The organism is Chitinophaga qingshengii, assembly GCF_014529935.1.
GTDB classification, from domain to species: Bacteria; Bacteroidota; Bacteroidia; order Chitinophagales; family Chitinophagaceae; genus Chitinophaga; species Chitinophaga qingshengii.
Genome location: NZ_JACVFC010000002.1, coordinates 555,488 through 576,612 on the forward strand (window position 1 = coordinate 555,488; position 21,125 = coordinate 576,612).

Below are 21,125 nucleotides of genomic sequence, written 5' to 3' on the forward strand. Positions count from 1 at the left end.
GATGACATTATAAAATGTGCAGGCTGCCCATGCCCGAACTGTTATAAACGCCGGCGCCGGCGTCTGCCAATAGTTTCAGGGCTCTTCCCGCACCTTTCACTTTCAGGCGGAAGTTAGTGTAACCGCGTATCTTGGTTTCCTGTGGAGTATCTGCTTTGATCGTTACCAGCCTGGATTTGGGAGGACGTTCCATCATCACCACTTCTACTGTCACCGGGTCAAACACGGTGTCTGCCTGGTCTTCTCCATACATGGTGATAAATTTCTCCCGCCAGTTGTGCACCAGCTGTTTTACAAAATCAGGATGCTGTGGAGATAGAAAATCATAGTATCCCCGGTCGTTTTTAGTGCCGCATACCAGCGGGGAGAACGGCTGCAGCATTACTTCCCGGACTTCACCATCCGGAATGTCTTCCAGCGGCGTCATCACCGATTGTACTTCTGTAACGGTGAAAACCCCTTTACTGCGGCGATCCCCGATTTCGATCGTCTCATTCAGAAACAATCCCCGGATAAAGCTTTCGGCAGCCTGTGGCAAATGAAAAGAGATGGTAAACACCCCCTCATCAGAAAGGAAACGAAAACGGTCTCCCTCTATACGAAAGGCCGTGCGGATCTCTGAAAACGAAAACAGTTTAAATACTTTGAGGGAGCCAGGCCTCACATATCCTTTGTCATGGAGGAAAGCTGCATATTCTTCATCAGCCTGGTGCAGGATTTTAAAAATTACTGCCGATAAGGCATAAGGGTAGTTGATCGGAATGACGGTTGCTGGTTGAGAAGCTCTTAATTTAATTCTGAAACGCATGTTTACAATGAATAAATGATGGCTGTTGCAGGCAACAGCGCGAAATCAGATTATCTTCCTGGTGCTTGTCACCGAACTAGTAACTGCCTTACCCCCGAATAAGTACTATCGCCCCACTAAAAAAAAGTCCGCCACCCAACGAAAACACCCACACAACCCCCTGATTTTAACACCCACCACGGGCATATTTAACCAACTCAATCCATGAAACCGCAGAATTGGCGCGGCGATTTAACCGCGCCGCCTTAATTTTAGGTGGTCCTGTTTTTGCCTGCCAACTATCCCGGCCTTATTCAACAGCCAACGTGCGAAAAGATTGATCTGTGAAGACTATTTACCACCGGTACAGGTTATCAAAGCATAGGACACACGCGTCTATTCTCCGCTTTTTAAACACCTAAATATTCAGTTTTATGGAAACAACAACACTTCCGGGCTTGTATTGCCCCTTCCCTGGCCAACTTAATCCGCTGGTAGAAAAAGCCGACCGTCACACCGCCGCCTGGGTCAGAAAATTTGGATTAGACAACAGTAATGGCCAATGGCAGCTATACCAGGAACAGAAATTCACCTGGATGGTGGCCCGTATGTTCCCCAATGCCGACCTGTTCCGCCTCTCTATTGCGGCTGATTTTAACACCCTGCTGTTCGTTTGGGATGATGAGATAGACCGTATCACCCTCAACAATCCCGGTACCAGCTTTGAGGCGCTGGCCGGTAAAATGATCGGCATCCTGAAAGGCAAGTATGAGGCACTGCCGCACCAGGACCCGCCCCTGTTGCTGGCCATGCAGGACATCTGGCTGCGGATGATTCAAATAGGCCCGGCAGCATGGCAGCAACGGTTCACCACCAGCCTGCACGCCGCCTTTATGTCCAACAGCTGGCGTATGCAACATGTCACCGAAACCGGCGGCATCTCCCTGGAAGACTATATGCTGCACCGCCCCGGTATCGGCGGAGCCAATTTCTTCCTGGACCTGGCCGAAATCATGGAAACAGTGCACCTCCCCGCCGACTGGTATGCGGACCCGCTCATCAAAGACCTGGGCCTGCTTTGCAGTCGTACTATCTGCTGGGCCAACGACCTGTTCTCCTATACCAAGGAACTGGAACAAGGGGACGAGCTGAACCTGGTCATGATGATTAAAAACAAAAGACAGCTGACACTGGAAAAAGCCGTCAATGAAGCCGCAGCTATCCATGATGACGAGATCAGGCAGTTTCTGCATACCGCCGGGGTGCTGCTGTCGCTCAGTTCACCCGAAGACTACACCCTGCTGGACCGGTACATCCTCATGCTGGAACATATGATGGAAGGTAATATCTCCTGGAGCACCAGGGATACCAGCCGCTATGGGATAGCCGGTATTATGGATTATGCGGTGAATTTGTAAGGCGGAATTCATATTTGATCATTAACTCATGGAGCGTTTTCAAATCGAGGGGTTTAGCCAGAAAATCATCGGCGCCGGCAGTCAACATTTCCGTAATAGCTGCTTCTTCCGTGTCGCCGGAAACTACCACCACAATGGCATCATGCGTTGCAGGGTTATCCTGCAGCGCTGCCAGCGTGGCTTTGCCGTCCATACCAGGCATATGGGAATCGAGAAAAATAATATCCGGCTGTACCTCAACGGCCTTTTGTACCCCTTCTTCCCCATCAAAGGCAGCCGATACCTGGCATTCCATCCGTTCCAGGAAACGGACCAGGATCATGTTGCTCATCTGGTTGTCGTCCACTACCAGGGCCTTTACGCCCGGGAAGGTATGTAGCGGGATAGTCCTGCTGACAGGCGTTGCCGGTTCCTTCACTTCTTCCACGGCTGTCAGCGGCAGGGTAACGGTAAACACCGACCCTTCTCCCGCTTTACTGGTAACCGTAATCCTGCCATTCATCAGTTCCACAAAACGCTGTACAATCGGCAATCCCAGCCCGGTACCACCAAAAGCATGTTGCTCCGATACATAAGGGGAGAAGATCGTGGATAAACGTTCCGGTGGAATCCCTTCTCCGCTGTCTTTCACCTGCAACAGCCACTGTGGGCCATTGCGACTGATATGCACCGTTACCGTACTACCGGCATGAGTAAATTTGATCGCGTTAAACAAGAGGTTATTGAGTACCTGGGTGAGTTTGATTTTGTCGCCCTCCAGGCTGCCCGGCATCTGCGGATCTACCTCCAGCGCTATTTGCACATCCCGCACATTGGCGATATACTGGTAGATTTTAGTCGTTTCATCCGCCCACTCCCGCAGGTTAAAAACAGTTTTATCCAGCTGTGGCGCCACTCCTTCCTGTTGCCGGAGATGTTCCAGGTTATTGTTCAGTATCTGCAATACGTTTTGGGAAGCAGAGTACAGGTGTTCTACAGAGGACTTCAGGGCTGCCGGATATTGATCACTTTGTTGCACCTGCATGAGCAGGTCCTGCGAAATCCCCATCACCGCATTAAACGGATTCCGCATCTCATGGGAGGTTTCCATTGCCTGGCGGCGCGTAGCTTTATCCGCCAGCTCCAGTTCAGCCGCTTTCTGCTGCAGCTGGGCATTTTTACGCCGCAGGGTACGCACATATAAAGCGAAGGTAAGCACATCCAGCACCAGGATAGCCGGGATCGTTACCCAACGGATCAGGAACTGCTCGTTGTGTGATAACTCCAACGGCTGAATGAAATAGTAATAGTAGTTGAGTTCGCACAATACCAGGCATATCACGGAGATCGCTATACTCGCTTTTATCAGCAATGGTTTGCCATGAAATATCATCAGGGCAGCACCCAGCAGGAAAAAGAAAAGCAGGTATACTTCCGTTACCATACCCAGCAGGGCGCTGAAGTACACGATGGAAATATTATGTACCAAAGCAGTCAGGATAGCTGCTGTATTATGCCACCGGAAATAATTGAGCGAAAGCACCACCACAAACAGAAAAGCTTCTGTATAAGCGGGTACCAGTATCTCCAGATTGCCGGTAAGATAATAAATAACGGAACCAAAGATCAAACAAAGGGCAATCGACGCAAGACTGAGGGTGTTGATGATACTCACTCGTTTCTTCTCCTCTCCTTCCAGCCTGGCAGTCCCGGTACGTATAATTTCCCGCGCCAGCAGCACGGGGTGGAATAGTCTAAAATAGGCCATTGGGATATTGGTTTGCTGAAATCACATGCTCCACGGTAAACATCACATCCTTGATTTATTCTATTACGAAATTAATCACAATTCACCGTATAAAGATAAAATGTATTTTTGCAATATATTTTTATCTTTCGATGAATAAATTACTGATTTTTTCGCTGTTTTTAGCATTGGCTCCCCTGGCTGCAAAATGTCAAACCTACTTACCCATTACCAGCACCAATAAAACATTCCTGGCGACCGTTAAAGGCATCAGCTATACCTATAAAAACGGTGTTGTTACCGTCAAAAATAACGGCCAGTACAATATCGGTGAATTGCGTATTTCAGCAACATCTACCGTTGACAAGGAACTGTACGGCGTGGCCCTGTTTGAAGACGGCCTGGATAAGGGACAAACGTTAACGACCACGGTATATTTCACCCGTGGCCTCAATAACGACCGTGAAATCCCCCTGAAACAAATCGATCAGAAAAAACTGGAATTCTCCCTCGACAAGGCTACCAGGGCTCAATAAGCGATTGGGAAGCTTTGCCCCACTCATCCTGGTAATACAGCGTATTTTTCCAGCGGACCTGCGCAGACCGTTCCCAGTGGAACAGTTCTTTTGCATCCGTCGCCTTTACTGCTTTAATGCCGGTCAGCGTGGCTCCTTTCACATCGTCGAGGAACAGGGCGTAGCGACTGTCCCGTTTTTCATAATTGAAAGAACAGTCCGTTAGCGTCAACTCCACCACATGCCGGGCCCATAGCCCGTAAGCAGGCTGTATTTTCAGGTTGGACACATTATATTGCCCCACCCCCAGCTCCGGTGGCCGGCAAGCCGTATCCACCAGCGGATGCCCGCCTTTACTGGTAATATGTACATCCTTGAGCATCACATTCCGGATATAGCCGGTATGACGACCATCAGGCAGCGTGAAATCCAGTCCGCCTTCTACTGCCTGGGAAGCCGGCAGGCTATAACCCGCGATAATGGAAGTAGCCCTCGCCTGCGAACCATCGAAGGGTTTCCAGCGCACCCCGTTACCGAAAGAGCTGCCACTATAGACTTCCGTTATATCGATACTGTTAAGGAAGATATTTTCCACCTGGCCGATGTTTACGTTTTGCACCAGTAACTCTGTCCGTTTCCGGTTATCCTCCGTGAAAGTGTATTTCCCTACGGTAGCGCCGATCACCCGTCCCCGGTTGGATATAGAGATAAAAAACGGCGCCGTGGTACGCATCATCCGGGAGCGTTGGTTCACCGGACCGGTATGTCCGCAGTTAAGATGAATGTCTTTCACATGAGCGCCATCATTGGTAGAGATGGAAAAACCCGCCTTGTTAGCGCCGAGCACCCAGATGTTATCCACACAGACGTCCATAATATCATCCACCGTTTCAGAACCCACCTGGAACAGGTTGCAGTTGGTATCGCCAATCACATTGCGTACCCGGTAATGCCTCGCCGGCCGTGTGAATCCCAGGGAACAGTCCGATCCCGGTTTGATGATATCATCAGAACTTACCCGGGAATAAATATTCCGCACCGTCACCTGGTTACACGCCATAAAATCGTAGATGTCCCGCACATTGGTCTGGTTCATTTTTCCGAAGTGGGTATTGTGCACAAAAAGTGTATCCGTGCCCGTAGCCAGGAGTACAAAATGGCCGGCACGGTCTATCTGCAGCATGTTGCTATCATCGAATGAGACCGCGCCGTTTTTTTCCACATAATAAGGCGCATCCTTTTCTTCACTGTACCAAAGATCGTTGTCCCGGTGGATACCGCCGATTTCCACATTGGTACAAAGTTTCAGGGAAAACATCTTGTCCGCTCTTTTATCTGGAGCGTTGTTCATCACCTTGTCACTGGTCACGAGGTTGCCATTGCCGGTAATAAGGCCGTTGCCAATGATTTTGATATTATCCAGTCGCTCTCCGAAGAACATCGCATTATGGAAATAGTGATGCCCTACATCCTGCTTCGTCAGGTAGTTTTCCGGGTCTTCATAGGGACCGGGATCCGTAGGCGAAAGGCCGGAGCGGTAAGCCTTATCGCTGAACCAGGTAGTTTCCGGCGCGTCTGCGCCTCTGAGCGCGCGGATGACAGACTTCTTAGCGACATACAGGTATACGTTGCTTTGCAGGTGAATCGTACGCACGTTGAAGTTACCCTCGCTGAATAAGAGGGTGCCGCCGCCGATGTCATGCAGATAACGGATGGCAGCATTGATGCTATTGGTATGATCTGTTGTATCACTCCCGGTTATACCGAAGTAGCGGGTATCCACCAGGCCGGTATACGCCGCCGCCGTATTGGAAAATCCGCGCTGCGGGCCATCTTTCACCGCCAGGCGGAACAGGTATAATTTTCCTGGTTGCAGGTGGGTGATAATGGCAGTCCCTCGATCTATAGTCGCTTTAGCAGCAGACCAGCTACGTCCGCTGTCAGTCGACTGCTGCACTTGCGGAGAGCCTGTACCGGGTGACCATTGGCAATATACTTTCGTATAGTCGTCAGCGAGTTCATGATAGGGTTTGTCTTTTACGATCACGCGTTCAAAATCGGCGATAGTATTCACAGCGCGGAGCATGGCTGTTTCCGTGTTTTCTCCTGAGCTGGTGAGTATGTCCGGTTGTGAAGTCGTGTAACGGGCTTTTATGGGATAACTGCCGGTGTTTGTCAGCGTGATATTACTGATCGTTAGCACAATATCAGGGCCGTTAGCCGGGCGCAGGTCAAGGTGGCTGAGTGTGAGCCTGGTTCCTCCATGCGTTATGACGGCCTCGCCTACACGTTTATAGGAATAATGGGTACCCGTGCGGCCGATAGATTGCTGCCCTAAGTCTTTCAGCAATACCGCTCCCCGGCCGATCACATTGACAGTAGTGTTTTCCGGGGTGATGGTAATGCCCCTGGGGAAGTCGAAAGTTACCGTAGCATCCGGGCTTCGCTGTCCGGCTGTATAATGCAGCGTAAGTGTTTGCCGTGTTTGTACAGAAATGGATTGTTTGAGCAGTTCCAGCCTGCCGGTGAGGGCGCGTTTTTCCTGTAACAGGTAATAGATTTTGCTCCCCCCGGCGCCGGTGAGTATCAGCTTATCCCCCGTTACGATAACCCCAGCGTCTTTAGGCTTACCGTCAGCGCTGGTTACCCGGGCGTTCATTAATTCCAGTTCTTCCATGAGGTGTTTTACCGTAGTGGCAGTGGATACCAGGCCTTCTTTTTCCGGGGTGTCCACCGTATAGGCGTAGGTGCTACCCGTTACCACGCGGATGATGTCGTTGGACACTGAGGCGATATGGGGGGATACCGGTGCGGCGGTGACGCGGGGTAATGGTACATTACCGGGAACCGCTGTTACCTGTATTGTTGTTAATACCCCTATCAGGGAGATGATGAATTTGCTTTTCATAACAAAAGGGAATTGTGGTTAAAATACGCAATCGATTGAAATTTTTTAGTATTAGTTTTAAAAGTATATTGAATGCGGGTTTGGGATCCTTTGCAATTCATAGTACATTTCTTTAATAAGTCGTCGATCTCCGGGGGAAATCGTATCATTGGCGATCGACGACGGAGAGCGTTCTCAAATTGCGATTGGAGCGTTTGGGAGGCTTACTGGTGGCGGAGGGGTTTGGGCTAATGGAAGGGTTTTAATCGGACCATGAAGGAATTGAAATCGTAGTGCGGCTACCTGATTAACGGCTTCCTGGGCTGTTTTAATCGGACCATGAAGGAATTGAAATCTCGCTGGCCGGCGTTTTGGATTTTAAGTTGGACAGTTTTAATCGGACCATGAAGGAATTGAAATTAGCCTCCATAAATCCAGTTGTATACGTTTCAGCCAGTTTTAATCGGACCATGAAGGAATTGAAATGGGAATCCTTGTAGCCTTTCGCATTCCAGCGGAGTAAGGTTTTAATCGGACCATGAAGGAATTGAAATTTCTACCGTAGTATTCTCCCTCATTAAATCCACATTGTTTTAATCGGACCATGAAGGAATTGAAATTCAGATTTCCGGATGCATCGAAATTGACGAAACAATCATTTTAATCGGACCATGAAGGAATTGAAATTGTGTAACTTCATTCAGCAAGTTTTGTTTGGCTTTCTCGCTTTAATTGAACCATAAGGAATTGAAATAGCCAATCATGAAACTGCGATTGTAGTGGCTTCGCAAGTTTTAATCGGATTTAGGAAGACTTGAAATATATGAGCTTTTACGTGAAACTGCAACCAGTCCAGGTTTTAGTCGAACATAGGAATTGAAACGTTTTTCCATTACCTGGCTGCCCTTTTACCACGAACATCTTAATTGAACTGTAGAGGAATTGAAATGGAGATGATTTTGATTTTAATCTTATCGATCCCTGGAGCTTTAATTGGACTATATAAGAATTGAAATGGTAATACGCATGATAAGCATTAAGATTATATTACACTTAAATTGGATCATGAAGGAATTGAAACACCATATCCAGTCTGCTCCATCGCTCCTGTTCTTTGTTTTAGTTGGACCATAACGGAATTAAAATAGCTTATTGACGTCGCGTTCAAAGTTTTCAGCCACTTGTTTTAATCGGACCATGAAGAATTGAAACTACACTCTATTTGCATCCATCACACCGAAGCTGTTTGTTTTAATTGAACTATAAGGAATTGAAATTGAATTTTATCATCGCCTGCGAAAAGAGAAAGCCGCATTTTGAATTGGACTATAAAGGAATTGAAACAACCTAAAATCGCAGCTATACATGGTGAAGCCCTTTTGTTTAATCGGACTTTAAAAGAATTGAAATCGTAAAGTAAAACGGGAGTGATTCTGCCAACCCAACAGTTTAATCGAACCATGAAGGAATTGAAACTCGGCTGCCATGCCGAAGTATAGCGTTGCCCCCCGGTTTTAATTGGACCATGAAGGAATTGAAACTTATTATACCCAGAGAAATGGATAGACGAAAAATTGTTTTAATTGGACCATAAAAGAATTGAAAGCTGGTGTATTTACCAGCAGATTCGACCCAGGATTTTGTTTTAATCGGACCATAAAAGGAATTGAAAGAGGAGCGTAATGGCCAGGGTGCTTCCGAATTCGATATGTTTTAATTGGACTATAAGGGAATTGAAATGTAATATCAAATGGATGTCAGCTGTTTGTATCGAGCGCTTTAATCGGACCATAAAGGAATTGAAACATTTCAGACATAATATCTGCATGTGATAGATACGGAATCAATTGGACCATGAAGGAATTGAAATATACCCATTACGTCCCATGCTGTTATCTTCTCTTGAGGGAACTGAAACACCATATCCAGGGAGGTCCACCGCCCCTGTTCTTGATTTTAATTGAACCATAGGGAATTGAAATAGATCGACGATGAGTCCCAGGGCTTTGAAATCTACGGGTTTTAATTGGACCATAATGAATTGAAACTTGGCTACTGTAGTCACAACCGCAAGTGTGCGTCGGGATTAATTGGACCACAAGGAATTGAAACAGAGTAAGTGACTGCAGCTCCCGGACATGCCTTTAATTTTAATTGAACCGTGAAGGAATTGAAACTTAAACTCAAAGCCGCAGGCGAATCTATTTTTATCGTTTTAATCAGCCCACGAAGGAATTGAAACACGGTAATTTTCTTGTATTTTAGTACTGGTTAATCCGGGTTTAATTGGACAAAAAGGTAATTGAAACACAAATAGTGTGGAGGCGAGACGCTTTTTTCGTTCTGAGTTAATTGAACCATAAAGGAACAGAAATTCCATAAAGTGAGTTAAATTCGGCTGTTACACAAACTATATTAATTAGACCATCAGGAATTGAAAGATATTTTTAAAACAAAATACCAGATCCGGATTTCATGATTTAATTGAAGCACATTGGAATTGAAATTATTTATTCAGTGCAACTGCGACAAAATCCTCTCCGGTTTAATTGGACTATGGAGGAATTGAAAGCAAAAATACCCCCTTTTTATCGTCCGTGGTTGTATGGCTTTAGTTGGACCTTTAAGGACTCGAAAGACGAAATTACAAAACATGTCGGCTTGCGCACTCATCGTTTTAATCGAACCATGAAGGAATTGAAATCCGACTTTTGCTATGAGTTGAGCGTCTAGTACATCAGGTTTTAATCGGACCATCAGGAATTTAAATAGTGGTTTATTGTGCGCCTTTATGTCGGAAAAGGACCCGTTTTAATTGAACTATGAAGGAATTGAAACAAAATCGTCGGCCGAAGTACAATGATGATGATGCTTCATTTTAATTGGACCATAAAGGAATTGAAAACACACTTCATTTATCCTCCCACAAAATTCTCCGTACCTTCCTCCTCAAAACCACCTCCACATGAAAATCTCCCACCTCGACCACCTCGTCCTCACAGTCGCCGACATTCCCGCCACCTGCCGGTTCTACGAAGACATCCTCGGTATGGAAGTCCAAACCTTCGGCGATAACCGCAAGGCGCTTAAGTTCGGCAACCAGAAAATCAATCTGCATCAACAGGGAAAAGAAATAGACCCTAAGGCGGACCATCCGTTGCCGGGGTCGGCGGATTTATGCTTCATAACGGAAACACCTATACGGGAAGTAAAGGAGGAGTTAATAAGAAAAAACATTCCCATCCTGGAATCGGAAGTAAAAAGAACAGGTGCCAACGGTCCTATTATCTCCATTTACTTCCGTGATCCGGATGGGAACCTGATTGAAACGAGTAATTATTTAGCCATTTAGTTATTTGGTTATTTAAGAATTGTCTATTCAGAAACAGCTCTCTAAATAACCAAATATCAAAATAACTAAATATCCAAATGAGACTGGAATAACTCCAGGAACTTACCTACGTGATACCCATCCATCAGGGCATGATGTACATGCACAGATACAGGCATCGTCTTTTTTCCCTCTTTGTCGGTCATCTTCCCGAAAGCAACTTTCGGACAGCTGTCTTTAAAAGAAAAACTACGGGCATGTGATAAAGATGTAAAATCAATCCAGGGCATGGAAGAACAGTGTACCACGTTTTCACCGGATATAGCCGGAACCAGGCCTGTACTGTTTCGCACCCTTTCTGTTTCTTCACCTGCGGTAGCGGCAAACGTTTCAAAGTCCGCATGATACGGAAAATAAGCAAATCCAAAAGTACCATCCGGCCGGTTGATGGTGGGTGAAGCGTCAATGGAATCGTATACCCATACCTGTTGGTCGATGATGCGGTAACGGAACGGTTCTGTTTCATTCATCGCTACCATGGCTTTATGCAGATAGTACAGGAAAAATGAATATCCTTTAGCCTTCGCCACGTGGTAGGCACGGGTACAATCTACGGTGACGCATACACCGAAAAAGGGCTCCTCGAACTGAGTAAAAAACTGGTAGTGGTCCTTTCTGGCCCAGGTGTTAATGTCCAGTTGTTGTTTCATGACAATAGCTTCGGCAGTATGGCCGAAATGTTTTCAAATGAATAAAATCTTTCGTCTTTTACTTCGTCTTCCACGACTTCGTGTGCCCATACGGTATGGTAGGGAATATGGATAGCGTGACCACCAATAGCCAATACGGGCATGATATCCGATTTGATGGAGTTGCCGATCATGAGAAAGGCCTCCGATGGACAGTCCAGGTGACGCAGCAGCTTATGGTAATCTTTCTCTTTTTTGTCGCTCATAATTTCTATATGATGGAAATAATGCGCGAGGCCGGATTTATTCAGTTTCCTTTCCTGATCCAGCAGATCGCCTTTGGTGGCTACTACCAGCCTGTATTTACCTTTGAGCGCATCCAGCACGTCCTTGACGCCATCCAGCAGCTCGATCTCTTTATTCAGCTGTTCTTTTCCGTATTCCAGTACTTTAGCGATCAGCGCCGGACTGGCGGTATGGTTGGTCACCCGCAGGATCGTTTCTATCATAGAGAGCATGAAGCCTTTTACACCGTAACCGTACAGCGACAGGTTATCCATCTCTGTCTTAAACAGCTCCTGCGACACGGTATGATGGGGCAGATAATCTTCCAGCAGTCCGCAGAATTTGTTTTCTACCTCCTGGAAATAGGGCTCATTTACCCATAAAGTGTCATCTGCATCGAACGCGATGGTTTGTATGCCGTTCATAATTCCTAAATTTCCGGTAAAATTAATAGCTTCAACTGCGAAAAAATGGGACATTTGTCCCAACCTCACCATGATACATACGAATCGCGCTATTTTATCATTTATTGAAGACCAGCTGACCGAAGCCGAAAAAAAGGACCGGGTGTTTCTACAGACCTGGCCAGCCGGTGGACATATACTCCGCCAGGGACAAGGGAATAAATATGTTTTTGTACAACGGACCGGGCTTTCCAAGGTGCATATCACGGAAGATAACGGGAAGGATTTTATCGTCCAGTTTTTGGGAGAAGGAGAACTGATGGGAGAAATAGAGGTGATCCAGAAAAATCCTAACCTGACCACTATCACCGCCCTGACGGAAGTAACTGCCTGGTGCATCACGACTGATTATTTCGCTTACCTCATTACCCATAACGCGGAATTGAACAGGTTGCTGCTGATATCACTGGCACACCGGCTCAACCAAACTTCTGCCAGAGCGTCCTATCAACAGGTATATCCTGCTGAATATGCGATGTTAAAGCTACTGGCGGTGCTGGCCACCCTGGAAACGCCTTTTACCAAAAGAGACCTGGCGGACTACCTGGGTGTATCGGTGAGAAGTTTTAACCGCACCCTGAAACAATTGCGGGAAAGAAGTATTGTGCATCCCGATAGTTTCGATCTGTATATCAACCGCGATGCCTTTGAAAGACTGATGCGGGAATATGGAGAATAAAAAAAGCCCGGGAAATGTTCCCGGGCCAGCCTGCTAATATTTTTCCATCACTTGTTTCAGCCTGGATACAATATCCGGGTACCTGCCGGCCACATTGTGTTTTTCACTATTGTCCAGTGTGAGGTTATACAACTCCACTTCCGGCGTTTTACCACTTTCCACGGTAGCGATACGTAGTTTCCAATCGCCGATGCGTACCGCTTCCAGCTTACCTGATGCACTCAGGTAAAAGAGCGGTCTTTCCGGTAATTTTGACTGATGCCCCGTGATATGCTGCCAGCAACTTACTCCGTCGAGGTTGGCAGGCAGTGGCTGCGTATAGCCGGTAGCGGTAGCCAGTGTCGGTAAAACATCGTTGATGATAAAAGGCTGATCAGCGATGATACCGGCAGGAATGCGGCCGGGCGCCCATGCAATGAACGGCTCGCGGTGACCACCTTCGTAGGTATTGGCTTTACCTCCCCTGAAAGGACCGGTAGAACCGTGGTCCCAGGGTTTCACAATATCCCTTTGCAACATACGGTCGGGCATGGCGTTCCAGGGACCGTTATCACTGGTAAACATCACGATGGTATTTTTGTCCAGCTTCATCTGCCGTAACAGCGCTATAATTTTACCGATACAGGCATCCTGTTGCTCTATCACATCGCCATAAAGTCCGGCGGTTGACTTGCCGGCCCACTCCTGCGGCACGGCCAGCGGCGCATGCGGCATGGGGAATGGCAGGTACAGGAAAAACGGCTGCTTACTACGGCCGGCACGTTGTATATATGCCAAAGCACTGTCGGTATACCAACCCATCAGTTTACTGTAATCCGGTTTTTCAATCACCCGGGTATTATCATAGAATACTGCCAGCGTGGTATCGGTCTTCACGAAGGGCGACTGATAATCATGACTGTATAACATCCCAAAAAAATGATCGAAGCCGTGGGATAATGGGCGGCTATTGGCTTTATCGCCCAGGTGCCATTTACCGATCATCATGGTTTGATAATGATTGGTCTTGAACATTTTGGCGAGCGTGAAAATACTGTCAGCCAGCGCATGCCGGTCGCCTGGTGCTACGGCATAAGGCATGTCCACTTTATCGGGATAACGGCCGGTCAGCAGCGAAGCCCGGCTAGGCGTACAGGAAGGGGCAGACACCATAAAACCGGTACTGCGGAAGCCTTCTTTGGCCAGGCGGTCCAGCTCCGGAGTACGGATCTGAGGACTGCCATAGCAACTGGCATCGCCATAACCCATATCATCGGCCAGAATAAAGATCACATTAGGCTTGCGTTGCTGCGCTGTCACCTGCAGGGTCAGCAACGCCGGCAACAACCATAAGAACGTTTTTTTCATTGTTGTGGACTGTTTTACATGCTGCGAATTACAAATTTTACCCCGGATATTCCACAGAAATTATCCCCGGAGAAAACGTTCCAGGTAAGGAGCAGTGCGACTGCCGCTGGCTTTAGCCACCGTAGCCGGTATACCGGCAGCCACGATATTGCCGCCTTCTTCGCCTGCACCCGGACCAATATCTATCACCCAGTCACTGGCAGCTACTACCCGCATATCATGTTCTACTACAATCACCGAATTACCGGCTGCTACCAGGCCTTCCAGCTGGGTCACCAGCTTCTCTACATCCGATGGATGCAGGCCGGTAGTAGGTTCATCAAGCACATACAAGGTATCACCACGACCCATGCGTTGTAACTCTGTCGCCAGTTTAATACGCTGCGCTTCGCCTCCCGACAACTGCGTGGCAGGCTGACCAAGGCGCAGGTACCCCAGCCCCACTTCCCGTAAAACACTCAGGGAACGGTGTATCTTCACATCATCTTCAAAAAATTCCCAGGCTGCATCTACCGTCAGCTCCAGCACTTCCGCGATGTTTTTGTCTTTATAGGTAATCTCCAGCGTTTTAGCGTTGTAGCGGGCACCGTGACAGGTAGGACAAGGCGCATATACACTGGGCAGAAACAATAGCTCCACCATCACAAAGCCTTCACCCTGGCAGGTTTCACAGCGACCTTTGGCAACGTTAAAGGAAAAACGGCCGGCGTCATATTTCCGGGCACGCGCCGCTTTGGTATCGGCAAACAACTTTCTGACATGATCAAATAAACCGGTATAGGTAGCGAGATTGGAACGAGGGGTACGGCCTATCGGTTTCTGATCTACCTGCACCAACCGTTTTATCTGTTCCATACCACCGGTGATACGCCCGCCCAATGTCTGCGGGGCGGCCTGTTCCAGCCCCTCGCCTTCTTCTGTTTCTGTGGGAAGCTCCATCCCCAGGTGTTTCGCCACCAGTTCCACCAATACCTGGCTGACCAGGCTGGACTTACCGGAACCGGAGATGCCCGTCACTGCCGTCATACAACCCAGTGGGAAGGAGGCAGATAACTGGTGCAGGTTGTTACGGGTTACATCTTCTAACTTCAACCAGCCGGAAGGTGTGCGTGGCCGGGCAGTCTGTGGCCGCTCTTCGGTAAACAGAAACTCCCGTGTACGCGATGTTTTCACGGCCTTCAATCCGGCAGTAGGGCCGCTATACAGGATATGCCCTCCCTGCTCGCCGGCAGCAGGTCCTACGTCTACAATCCAGTCAGCATGACGGATCACATCCAGGTCATGTTCCACTACAAACAACGAGTTACCGGAGGCTTTGAGTCTTTCAAGGGCACGTAACAAAGCGGCGGTATCGGCAGGATGTAATCCTGCTGAAGGTTCGTCCAGCACATATACTACGCCGAAGAGGTTGGAGCGCACCTGTGTCGCCAGTCTTAACCGCTGCAGTTCTCCGGGCGATAAGGTAGGCGTGCTACGTTCCAGCAGCAGGTATCCCAACCCCAGGTCCAGCAGCACTTCCAGGCGACCTACCAGGTCAGCGGCAATACGCTGGGATACAATGGCTCTTTCGGGATGCGCCGTTTCATTCGTCGCCTTGCCTTCGGCATAAGGCCGCATCAGCTCCGTGAGCCGCGACAGTGGCAAACGCGCCATTTCACCAATATCCATACCGGCGAAAGTGACCGACAGCGAAGCCGGTTGCAGGCGCTTTCCATGACAGGTAGGACATTCCGCGCTTTCCATGTATTGCGATACCCGCTTCTTCATGGAAGCACTTTCCGTATTGGCAAAAGTGTGTAACACATAACGGCGGGCTCCCGAAAAGGTACCCATATAGGAAGGTTCTACTTTCTGTTTGATGGCCCGTTTCACTTCTTCATGCGTAAAGCCGGGATACACCGGCACTACGGGTTGTTCTTCTGTAAACAGTATCCAGTCCCGGTCCTTTTTAGGCAAATCTTTCCAGGGTTTGTCCACATCATACCCCAGGGTAATGAGGATATCACGCAGGTTCTGCCCATACCAGGCAGTAGGCCAGGAAGCAATGGCCCGCTCCCGGATGGTGAGTGTATTATCCGGTACCATAGAGCGTTCCGTTACCTCATACACCCTCCCCAGGCCATGACATTGCGGACAGGCGCCGGCGGGCGTATTGGGAGAAAAAGCTTCTGCTTCCAGGTGAGGCTGTCCTTTAGGATAACGCCCGGCACGCGAGTAGAGCATCCTCAGCAGGTTGGACAAGGTGGTAACACTTCCAACAGAAGAGCGGGTGGTAGGCAGTCCCCGCTGCTGTTGCAGCGCTACTGCCGGAGGTAACCCGGTGATCTCATCCACTTCCGGCACCGACATCTGATGAAACAGCCGCCGGGCATAAGGAGACACCGACTCCAGGTAACGGCGCTGCGCTTCCGCATAGAGGGTGCCAAATGCCAGTGATGATTTACCGGACCCGGATACACCGGTGAATACCACCAACGCATCCCTGGGTATGTCGAGATCCACATTTTTGAGGTTATGCTCGCGTGCCCCGCGTACGCGCAAAAATCCTGTTTGTTCCGGTGATGCTGGGTTTCCTGTCTTCTTTTGCATGATTTGGGCGCACAAAGACTGTGCCCGTTATACACCGCTTACCTGCCTTGCAGATCTGCCATACTTGCGGGATAACGTTCTCCCTGAAGGCTGATGTTATCCAAAGCCTTATTGATATCAGCTAAATCATCATCGCATAAGGTGATGTTTATACCACCTATATTTTCTGCTAAGCGAGTCATTTTTGTGGTTCCCGGAATCGGTACAATCCATGGTTTTTGTGCCAGCAGCCATGCCAATGCAATCTGTGCCGGCGTTGCGTTATGTTCTCCTGCAATCTTTGTTACGAGGTCGATAATGACTTGATTTCCTTCGCGGTTCTCTTTGCTAAAGCGAGGAAGGATGTTTCTGAAATCGGTTTTATCAAATTTAGTGTCCGCATTCATCTTACCCGTTAAAAATCCCTTGCCCAGCGGGCTAAACGGAACGAAGCCAATACCCAGTTCTTCCAGCAATGGAATGATTTCTTTTTCTGGTTCGCGCCAGAACATGGAGTACTCGCTTTGCAAAGCTGCCAGGGGTTGTACGGCATGCGCCCTGCGTATACTTTGCACGCTGGCTTCACTCATACCGAAATGCTTTACTTTGCCTTCGGCAATCAAATCTTTTACGGTGCCAGCAACGTCTTCAACAGGCACGTTCGGGTCCACGCGGTGTTGATAAAACAAATCGATATAATCGGTTCGCAGATACCGGAGCGAGTTTTCCGCCACCAACCTGATGCTTTCCGGGCGACTATCCAAACCATCTGTATTCTTACCGTTTGAAAAGCCAAATTTTGTAGCGATAATTACTTTATCACGCACATGATGCAATCCTTTTCCTACCAACTGCTCATTGGCGCCCTGGCCATACGCTTCTGCGGTATCAAAGAAAGTAATGCCCGATTCATAAGCTTTTTGAATGAGTGCAATGGCATCCTTTTCATTTGTCGCCGGACCATACCCATGGCTTAATCCCATGCAGCCAAAACCAAGTTCAGACACTGCTAATCCTGAGGTTCCTAATTGTCGTGTTTTCATGTTGTATGTTTGTATGTTTTCTCATCCAAAATTACAGGCCAGGGACGCGCCGTTTTGTATACACATTACTGGTTTTCTTACCAGTTTTACTGATTGGGGAGACCGGTACCCAAAAGACCTGCCGGAACCTGTAAATTTGCAGTGATAAAAGAATAAGGTATGGAAGAGATCGTAAAAATCAGCAGTATCGCGCAATACAACGCCTTGAGGGGCGTAACAACCAAACATCCGCTGGTTACAGTGATTGACCTCTCTAAAGCCCAACCAATGCCCGCCCAATCATTCAACTTTGATTTTTATGCGGTGGGCCTGAAAGAAATGAACAGTGGCCAATTACGCTATGGAAGAAGGCACTATGACTACCAGGAAGGAAGTCTGATATTTGTAGCGCCAGGACAGGTGGTAGGTGTGCAACCTGGCATTGAACTATTTGCCCCGACAGGCTGGGTATTGCTCTTTCATCCCGACCTGATCAACGGCACTCCGCTGGGCAAACACATGCAGGACTATTCCTTTTTTTCATATGATGTAAATGAAGCGCTTCACCTGTCGGATAAAGAAAAGAGTATTGTCATTGATTGCTTTTCAAAAATCGGGTATGAACTCGATCAAAATATCGACAAGCACAGCAAGAGGCTGATTTCCTCCAACATTGAGTTGCTGCTCAACTACTGCATCCGCTTTTACGACCGCCAGTTCATTACGCGCGACTATGCAAATAAAGGAATCCTGGAACGGTTTGAATACATATTGAACGGCTATTTTCTATCCGACAAACCGCAGAACGAGGGACTGCCTTCCGTAGCTTATTGCGCCGAATCCTTACATTTATCACCCAACTATTTTGGTGACCTGGTGAAGAAAGAAACCGGCAAATCTGCGCTGGAATACATTCAATCAAAAGTGATAGATGTGGCGAAAGAGAGACTGTTTGACAGGAATAAATCCGCGAGTGAAATTGCCTACGAATTGGGCTTTAAATACCCGCAGCACTTCACCCGTTTATTCAAACAAAAAGTAGGTATTACGCCGAATGATTACCGGACGATGGATGAATAACCTCGTTTAATAAACGAAAAACAGTAGCAAGCGAGAACCTGCTACTGTTGAATGTTACATTACTGTATCACCTATCGTTTCAGCACCACCCGCCCGGTATATACTTCCCGCGCACCCGTCCTGATTTCGATAAAGTAAATACCATTGGTCAGTTTGGAAGATAGCACCAACCGGTTATCGCGGAGGATGCTCCGCTGTACTTCAACGCCCTGCAGGTTCCTGATGATCAGTTCACTACCCGGCATTGATTTATCCAGCTGTAATCTGATCTCCCCGGTAGTAGGATTAGGGTACAGCTCCAGGGAATGTTTCAATGGTTGTTGTGACAATACGACCGCCTGTTGATAACACTGATTCACCACAATCGTCACCGGTGTACGTTCCGGGTACTCGCAGCCATATCCTGCACCGATATAGTAAGTCGTGGTACTTTGCGGACTTACCTTAAAATAATTCCCTACATACACCGGGATACCACCGGTAGGCGTAGTATACCAGCGAATACGCGCCAGTGTGTATACCGGTACAAAACCATGCAGGGTCGCACTGTCTCCCCGGCAGATACTCACCAGGTTCGTATCCACCTGGGGTTTACCTGCATAACCATCTGTATGAATGAGATTGTAAGCGGTATCAGACCGGCAACCGGTTAGGGAGTCAACCGCCTGGATATATACATCTGTCACTGCCGGTAAAGGCGGATAAAATACCGGCGTGGAAATAATATCGGTATGGGAAACCACAAAAGATGTATCCAGTAATATTTGCGGCGAATACCGGAACCGGAACCTTGCACGGTAACTGTAACCAGGCTGGTAGTTTTTTATTCTTATGTTGATGACACCGCAGGTCGGACCTTGCGGCACATCGTAAATGGGGAGCGGTAACTTACGGACATTCACCCTTACTTTCGTGCGGATAAGATTCTCGCAATAGTAGGCTGGCGTCACGTAGTAGTCAGTAGTATCAGCAGGACTCACCCTAAAATATTGCCCGGTATACAATAAGGTTCCTCCTGTAGGCTTATCATACCAACGCAGATGGATAAGGGTATTCCCCGGCTGTCCATGTGCCCAGGCATGGAGTGTTACGCTGTCTCCTTTACAAATGGTCACCTGGCTGGTATCTACATCGGCATAGGTGGAGTGTGCGCCAAAAACCATGGTTTGTTTCACTACATTGGACGCACAGCCGGTATATTTATTAACCGCCTGTATCTCAATATCCACATTGGCATTGAAGTAGGAATTAATATCACGTACAATCACCGTATCTGTATTGGTAACGATGAAAGACGTATCCAGTATAGGTCCGTCAAAATCATAGTAGAACGTATGCACCTTGTAAAAAACATCCGGGGTATAATTGGTCACTGGTATCGCCGCTGTGTTGCAGAGGTCTCCGAGATGAACTTTAAACGCCGGATCAGCCGGCTTGGGATGCACATGAACGTTAACGACACTACGCAGACTTGTACATCCGTTCGCGGAGGCTTCCGCATAATAATCGGTAGACACAACAGGGCTCACCATATAAATGCTACCGGTGTAAAGTAAAGTACCACCGGTGGGCGCATTATACCATTTCACCGTAGTACCGGCGGAGCCGGAAGCCACTACAAAAGTAGTATCGCCCTTACACAGGTGTAAGGTATCCAATACCGGCACAGGCGGCGCTATAGCGGGTTTACGGTAAGCGCCATAAAGATGGAACGACGTCAATAGTCCTACCAGGCTGCTGGATAAGGTCACCTTTACCCGGTCGAAAGCAGCTGAGGGCCGCAGTACAATTTCACCCCGGTTATTACCCCAGGCGCGGAAATTGGTACTATCTACAACATGGGCATCGTTATTGGCGGTAGTGCCGTTGAAGGTTTGCACCGTCAATCCACCTACCAGGTTCACCGATAACACCGCATTATCACTGCCAATGCCGATCACCAGCGAATCACAGCCAGCCGTACTCCCGGAAGGGAAAATAAGCGTCTGGTATACGGTAACACCCAATAAACCTACGCTGATGTTGTAAGTCGAGTAGTCGTTGAGGTTAGTATTCACCGCATTGTCTGCGTTCGTTACACCGCACAACAAACATAAACCGGTAACGCCGTTGGTTTGACTGTTGGCGTACACTTGTGCCTGCGTACGTTGTAATAACGTACTGCACAGCAATAGGATCAGGTACAAAAAGTAGAATTTTTTGTGCATAGTCAATAAGGGTTAAGTGAGGAATATAAAGCTACATGAGGGTCTATACAGGTTTTTATCGGAGCTGGGTAGTCTCCGGGATAGTATTTTATACCGGGGCAAAAATAGATAGGATGACTA

General features: G+C 48.0%; 14 protein-coding genes and 1 CRISPR repeat array. Of the genes, 5 read left to right on the forward strand and 9 right to left on the reverse strand.

What is annotated here, in order from left to right:
• Window positions 1-7: 7 nt before the first annotated feature.
• Window positions 8-808 carry a CRISPR-associated endoribonuclease Cas6 gene (cas6, locus tag ICL07_RS17480; protein ID WP_188089314.1) on the reverse strand — a complete coding sequence of 267 codons (801 nt, stop codon included), beginning with the start codon at window positions 806-808 and terminating at the stop codon, window positions 8-10.
• Window positions 809-1,221: 413 nt separating this feature from the next.
• Between cas6 and ICL07_RS17485 the strand changes: the two genes are divergently transcribed.
• Window positions 1,222-2,205, forward strand: a complete 984-nt coding sequence (locus ICL07_RS17485; RefSeq protein WP_188089315.1) for a terpene synthase family protein — start codon at window positions 1,222-1,224, stop codon at window positions 2,203-2,205.
• On the opposite strand, the gene ICL07_RS17490 is transcribed toward ICL07_RS17485, so the two are convergent.
• On the reverse strand, window positions 2,180-3,952 hold the full coding sequence (locus ICL07_RS17490; protein ID WP_188089316.1) for an ATP-binding response regulator: 1,773 nt from the start codon (window positions 3,950-3,952) through the stop codon (window positions 2,180-2,182). The two genes, ICL07_RS17485 and ICL07_RS17490, sit on opposite strands and share 26 nt — an antisense overlap.
• A 131-nt stretch (window positions 3,953-4,083) precedes the next feature.
• Between ICL07_RS17490 and ICL07_RS17495 the strand changes: the two genes are divergently transcribed.
• On the forward strand, window positions 4,084-4,467 hold the full coding sequence (locus ICL07_RS17495; protein WP_188089317.1) for a hypothetical protein: 384 nt from the start codon (window positions 4,084-4,086) through the stop codon (window positions 4,465-4,467).
• Here ICL07_RS17495 and ICL07_RS17500 read toward each other — a convergent pair.
• A complete protein-coding gene (locus tag ICL07_RS17500) occupies window positions 4,451-7,354 on the reverse strand; it encodes an endopygalactorunase (RefSeq protein WP_188089318.1) in 2,904 nt (967 codons plus the stop codon). The genes ICL07_RS17495 and ICL07_RS17500 overlap by 17 nt on opposite strands.
• 238 nt (window positions 7,355-7,592) lie before the next feature.
• A CRISPR array of direct repeats spans window positions 7,593-8,021; the repeat unit is 30 nt; unit sequence GTTTTAATCGGACCATGAAGGAATTGAAAT.
• A 2,277-nt stretch (window positions 8,022-10,298) separates the two neighbouring features.
• Here ICL07_RS17500 and ICL07_RS17505 point away from each other — a divergent pair.
• The gene (locus tag ICL07_RS17505; protein ID WP_188089319.1) at window positions 10,299-10,685 is read left to right on the forward strand and encodes a VOC family protein; all 387 of its coding nucleotides are present in this window, start codon (window positions 10,299-10,301) and stop codon (window positions 10,683-10,685) included.
• Between the two features lie 65 nt (window positions 10,686-10,750).
• Here ICL07_RS17505 and ICL07_RS17510 read toward each other — a convergent pair whose 3' ends face one another.
• Both ICL07_RS17510 and ICL07_RS17515 read right to left on the reverse strand, forming a co-directional pair.
• On the reverse strand, window positions 10,751-11,374 hold the full coding sequence (locus ICL07_RS17510; protein WP_188089320.1) for a chloramphenicol acetyltransferase: 624 nt from the start codon (window positions 11,372-11,374) through the stop codon (window positions 10,751-10,753).
• Window positions 11,371-12,063, reverse strand: coding sequence for an HAD family hydrolase (locus tag ICL07_RS17515; protein WP_188089321.1), 693 nt, complete (start codon window positions 12,061-12,063; stop codon window positions 11,371-11,373). Before ICL07_RS17515 ends, ICL07_RS17510 begins: the two co-directional genes overlap by 4 nt.
• Before the next feature lie 70 nt (window positions 12,064-12,133).
• Between ICL07_RS17515 and ICL07_RS17520 the strand changes: the two genes are divergently transcribed.
• Window positions 12,134-12,781: a Crp/Fnr family transcriptional regulator gene (locus tag ICL07_RS17520; protein WP_188089322.1), complete on the forward strand. Its 648-nt coding sequence runs from the start codon at window positions 12,134-12,136 to the stop codon at window positions 12,779-12,781.
• A gap of 33 nt (window positions 12,782-12,814) precedes the next feature.
• Here ICL07_RS17520 and ICL07_RS17525 read toward each other — a convergent pair whose 3' ends face one another.
• From ICL07_RS17525 to ICL07_RS17535, 3 genes are read right to left on the reverse strand one after another with little or no spacing between them, the layout of a single operon-like run.
• Window positions 12,815-14,128: a sulfatase-like hydrolase/transferase gene (locus ICL07_RS17525; RefSeq protein ID WP_188089323.1), complete on the reverse strand. Its 1,314-nt coding sequence runs from the start codon at window positions 14,126-14,128 to the stop codon at window positions 12,815-12,817.
• A gap of 60 nt (window positions 14,129-14,188) precedes the next feature.
• Window positions 14,189-16,717 carry an excinuclease ABC subunit UvrA gene (uvrA, locus tag ICL07_RS17530; RefSeq protein WP_188089324.1) on the reverse strand — a complete coding sequence of 843 codons (2,529 nt, stop codon included), beginning with the start codon at window positions 16,715-16,717 and terminating at the stop codon, window positions 14,189-14,191.
• 38 nt (window positions 16,718-16,755) lie between these two features.
• On the reverse strand, window positions 16,756-17,739 hold the full coding sequence (locus ICL07_RS17535; protein WP_188089325.1) for an aldo/keto reductase: 984 nt from the start codon (window positions 17,737-17,739) through the stop codon (window positions 16,756-16,758).
• Between the two features lie 159 nt (window positions 17,740-17,898).
• Between ICL07_RS17535 and ICL07_RS17540 the strand changes: the two genes are divergently transcribed.
• Window positions 17,899-18,798 carry a helix-turn-helix domain-containing protein gene (locus tag ICL07_RS17540; RefSeq protein WP_188089326.1) on the forward strand — a complete coding sequence of 300 codons (900 nt, stop codon included), beginning with the start codon at window positions 17,899-17,901 and terminating at the stop codon, window positions 18,796-18,798.
• Between the two features lie 71 nt (window positions 18,799-18,869).
• Here the strand turns inward: ICL07_RS17540 and ICL07_RS17545 are convergent, their stop codons facing one another.
• Window positions 18,870-21,005, reverse strand: a complete 2,136-nt coding sequence (locus ICL07_RS17545) for an Ig-like domain-containing protein (protein ID WP_188089327.1) — start codon at window positions 21,003-21,005, stop codon at window positions 18,870-18,872.
• Window positions 21,006-21,125 lie beyond the last annotated feature (120 nt).

What these genes read in the sequence shown, in the direction of transcription:
- cas6 (WP_188089314.1), bottom strand. Translation starts at nt 808, where the DNA reads ATGCGTTTCAGAATTAAATTAAGAGCTTCTCAACCAGCAACCGTCATT.
- ICL07_RS17485 (WP_188089315.1), top strand. Translation starts at nt 1,222, where the DNA reads ATGGAAACAACAACACTTCCGGGCTTGTATTGCCCCTTCCCTGGCCAA.
- ICL07_RS17490 (WP_188089316.1), bottom strand. Translation starts at nt 3,952, where the DNA reads ATGGCCTATTTTAGACTATTCCACCCCGTGCTGCTGGCGCGGGAAATT.
- ICL07_RS17495 (WP_188089317.1), top strand. Translation starts at nt 4,084, where the DNA reads ATGAATAAATTACTGATTTTTTCGCTGTTTTTAGCATTGGCTCCCCTG.
- ICL07_RS17500 (WP_188089318.1), bottom strand. Translation starts at nt 7,354, where the DNA reads ATGAAAAGCAAATTCATCATCTCCCTGATAGGGGTATTAACAACAATA.
- ICL07_RS17505 (WP_188089319.1), top strand. Translation starts at nt 10,299, where the DNA reads ATGAAAATCTCCCACCTCGACCACCTCGTCCTCACAGTCGCCGACATT.
- ICL07_RS17510 (WP_188089320.1), bottom strand. Translation starts at nt 11,374, where the DNA reads ATGAAACAACAACTGGACATTAACACCTGGGCCAGAAAGGACCACTAC.
- ICL07_RS17515 (WP_188089321.1), bottom strand. Translation starts at nt 12,063, where the DNA reads ATGAACGGCATACAAACCATCGCGTTCGATGCAGATGACACTTTATGG.
- ICL07_RS17520 (WP_188089322.1), top strand. Translation starts at nt 12,134, where the DNA reads ATGATACATACGAATCGCGCTATTTTATCATTTATTGAAGACCAGCTG.
- ICL07_RS17525 (WP_188089323.1), bottom strand. Translation starts at nt 14,128, where the DNA reads ATGAAAAAAACGTTCTTATGGTTGTTGCCGGCGTTGCTGACCCTGCAG.
- uvrA (WP_188089324.1), bottom strand. Translation starts at nt 16,717, where the DNA reads ATGCAAAAGAAGACAGGAAACCCAGCATCACCGGAACAAACAGGATTT.
- ICL07_RS17535 (WP_188089325.1), bottom strand. Translation starts at nt 17,739, where the DNA reads ATGAAAACACGACAATTAGGAACCTCAGGATTAGCAGTGTCTGAACTT.
- ICL07_RS17540 (WP_188089326.1), top strand. Translation starts at nt 17,899, where the DNA reads ATGGAAGAGATCGTAAAAATCAGCAGTATCGCGCAATACAACGCCTTG.
- ICL07_RS17545 (WP_188089327.1), bottom strand. Translation starts at nt 21,005, where the DNA reads ATGCACAAAAAATTCTACTTTTTGTACCTGATCCTATTGCTGTGCAGT.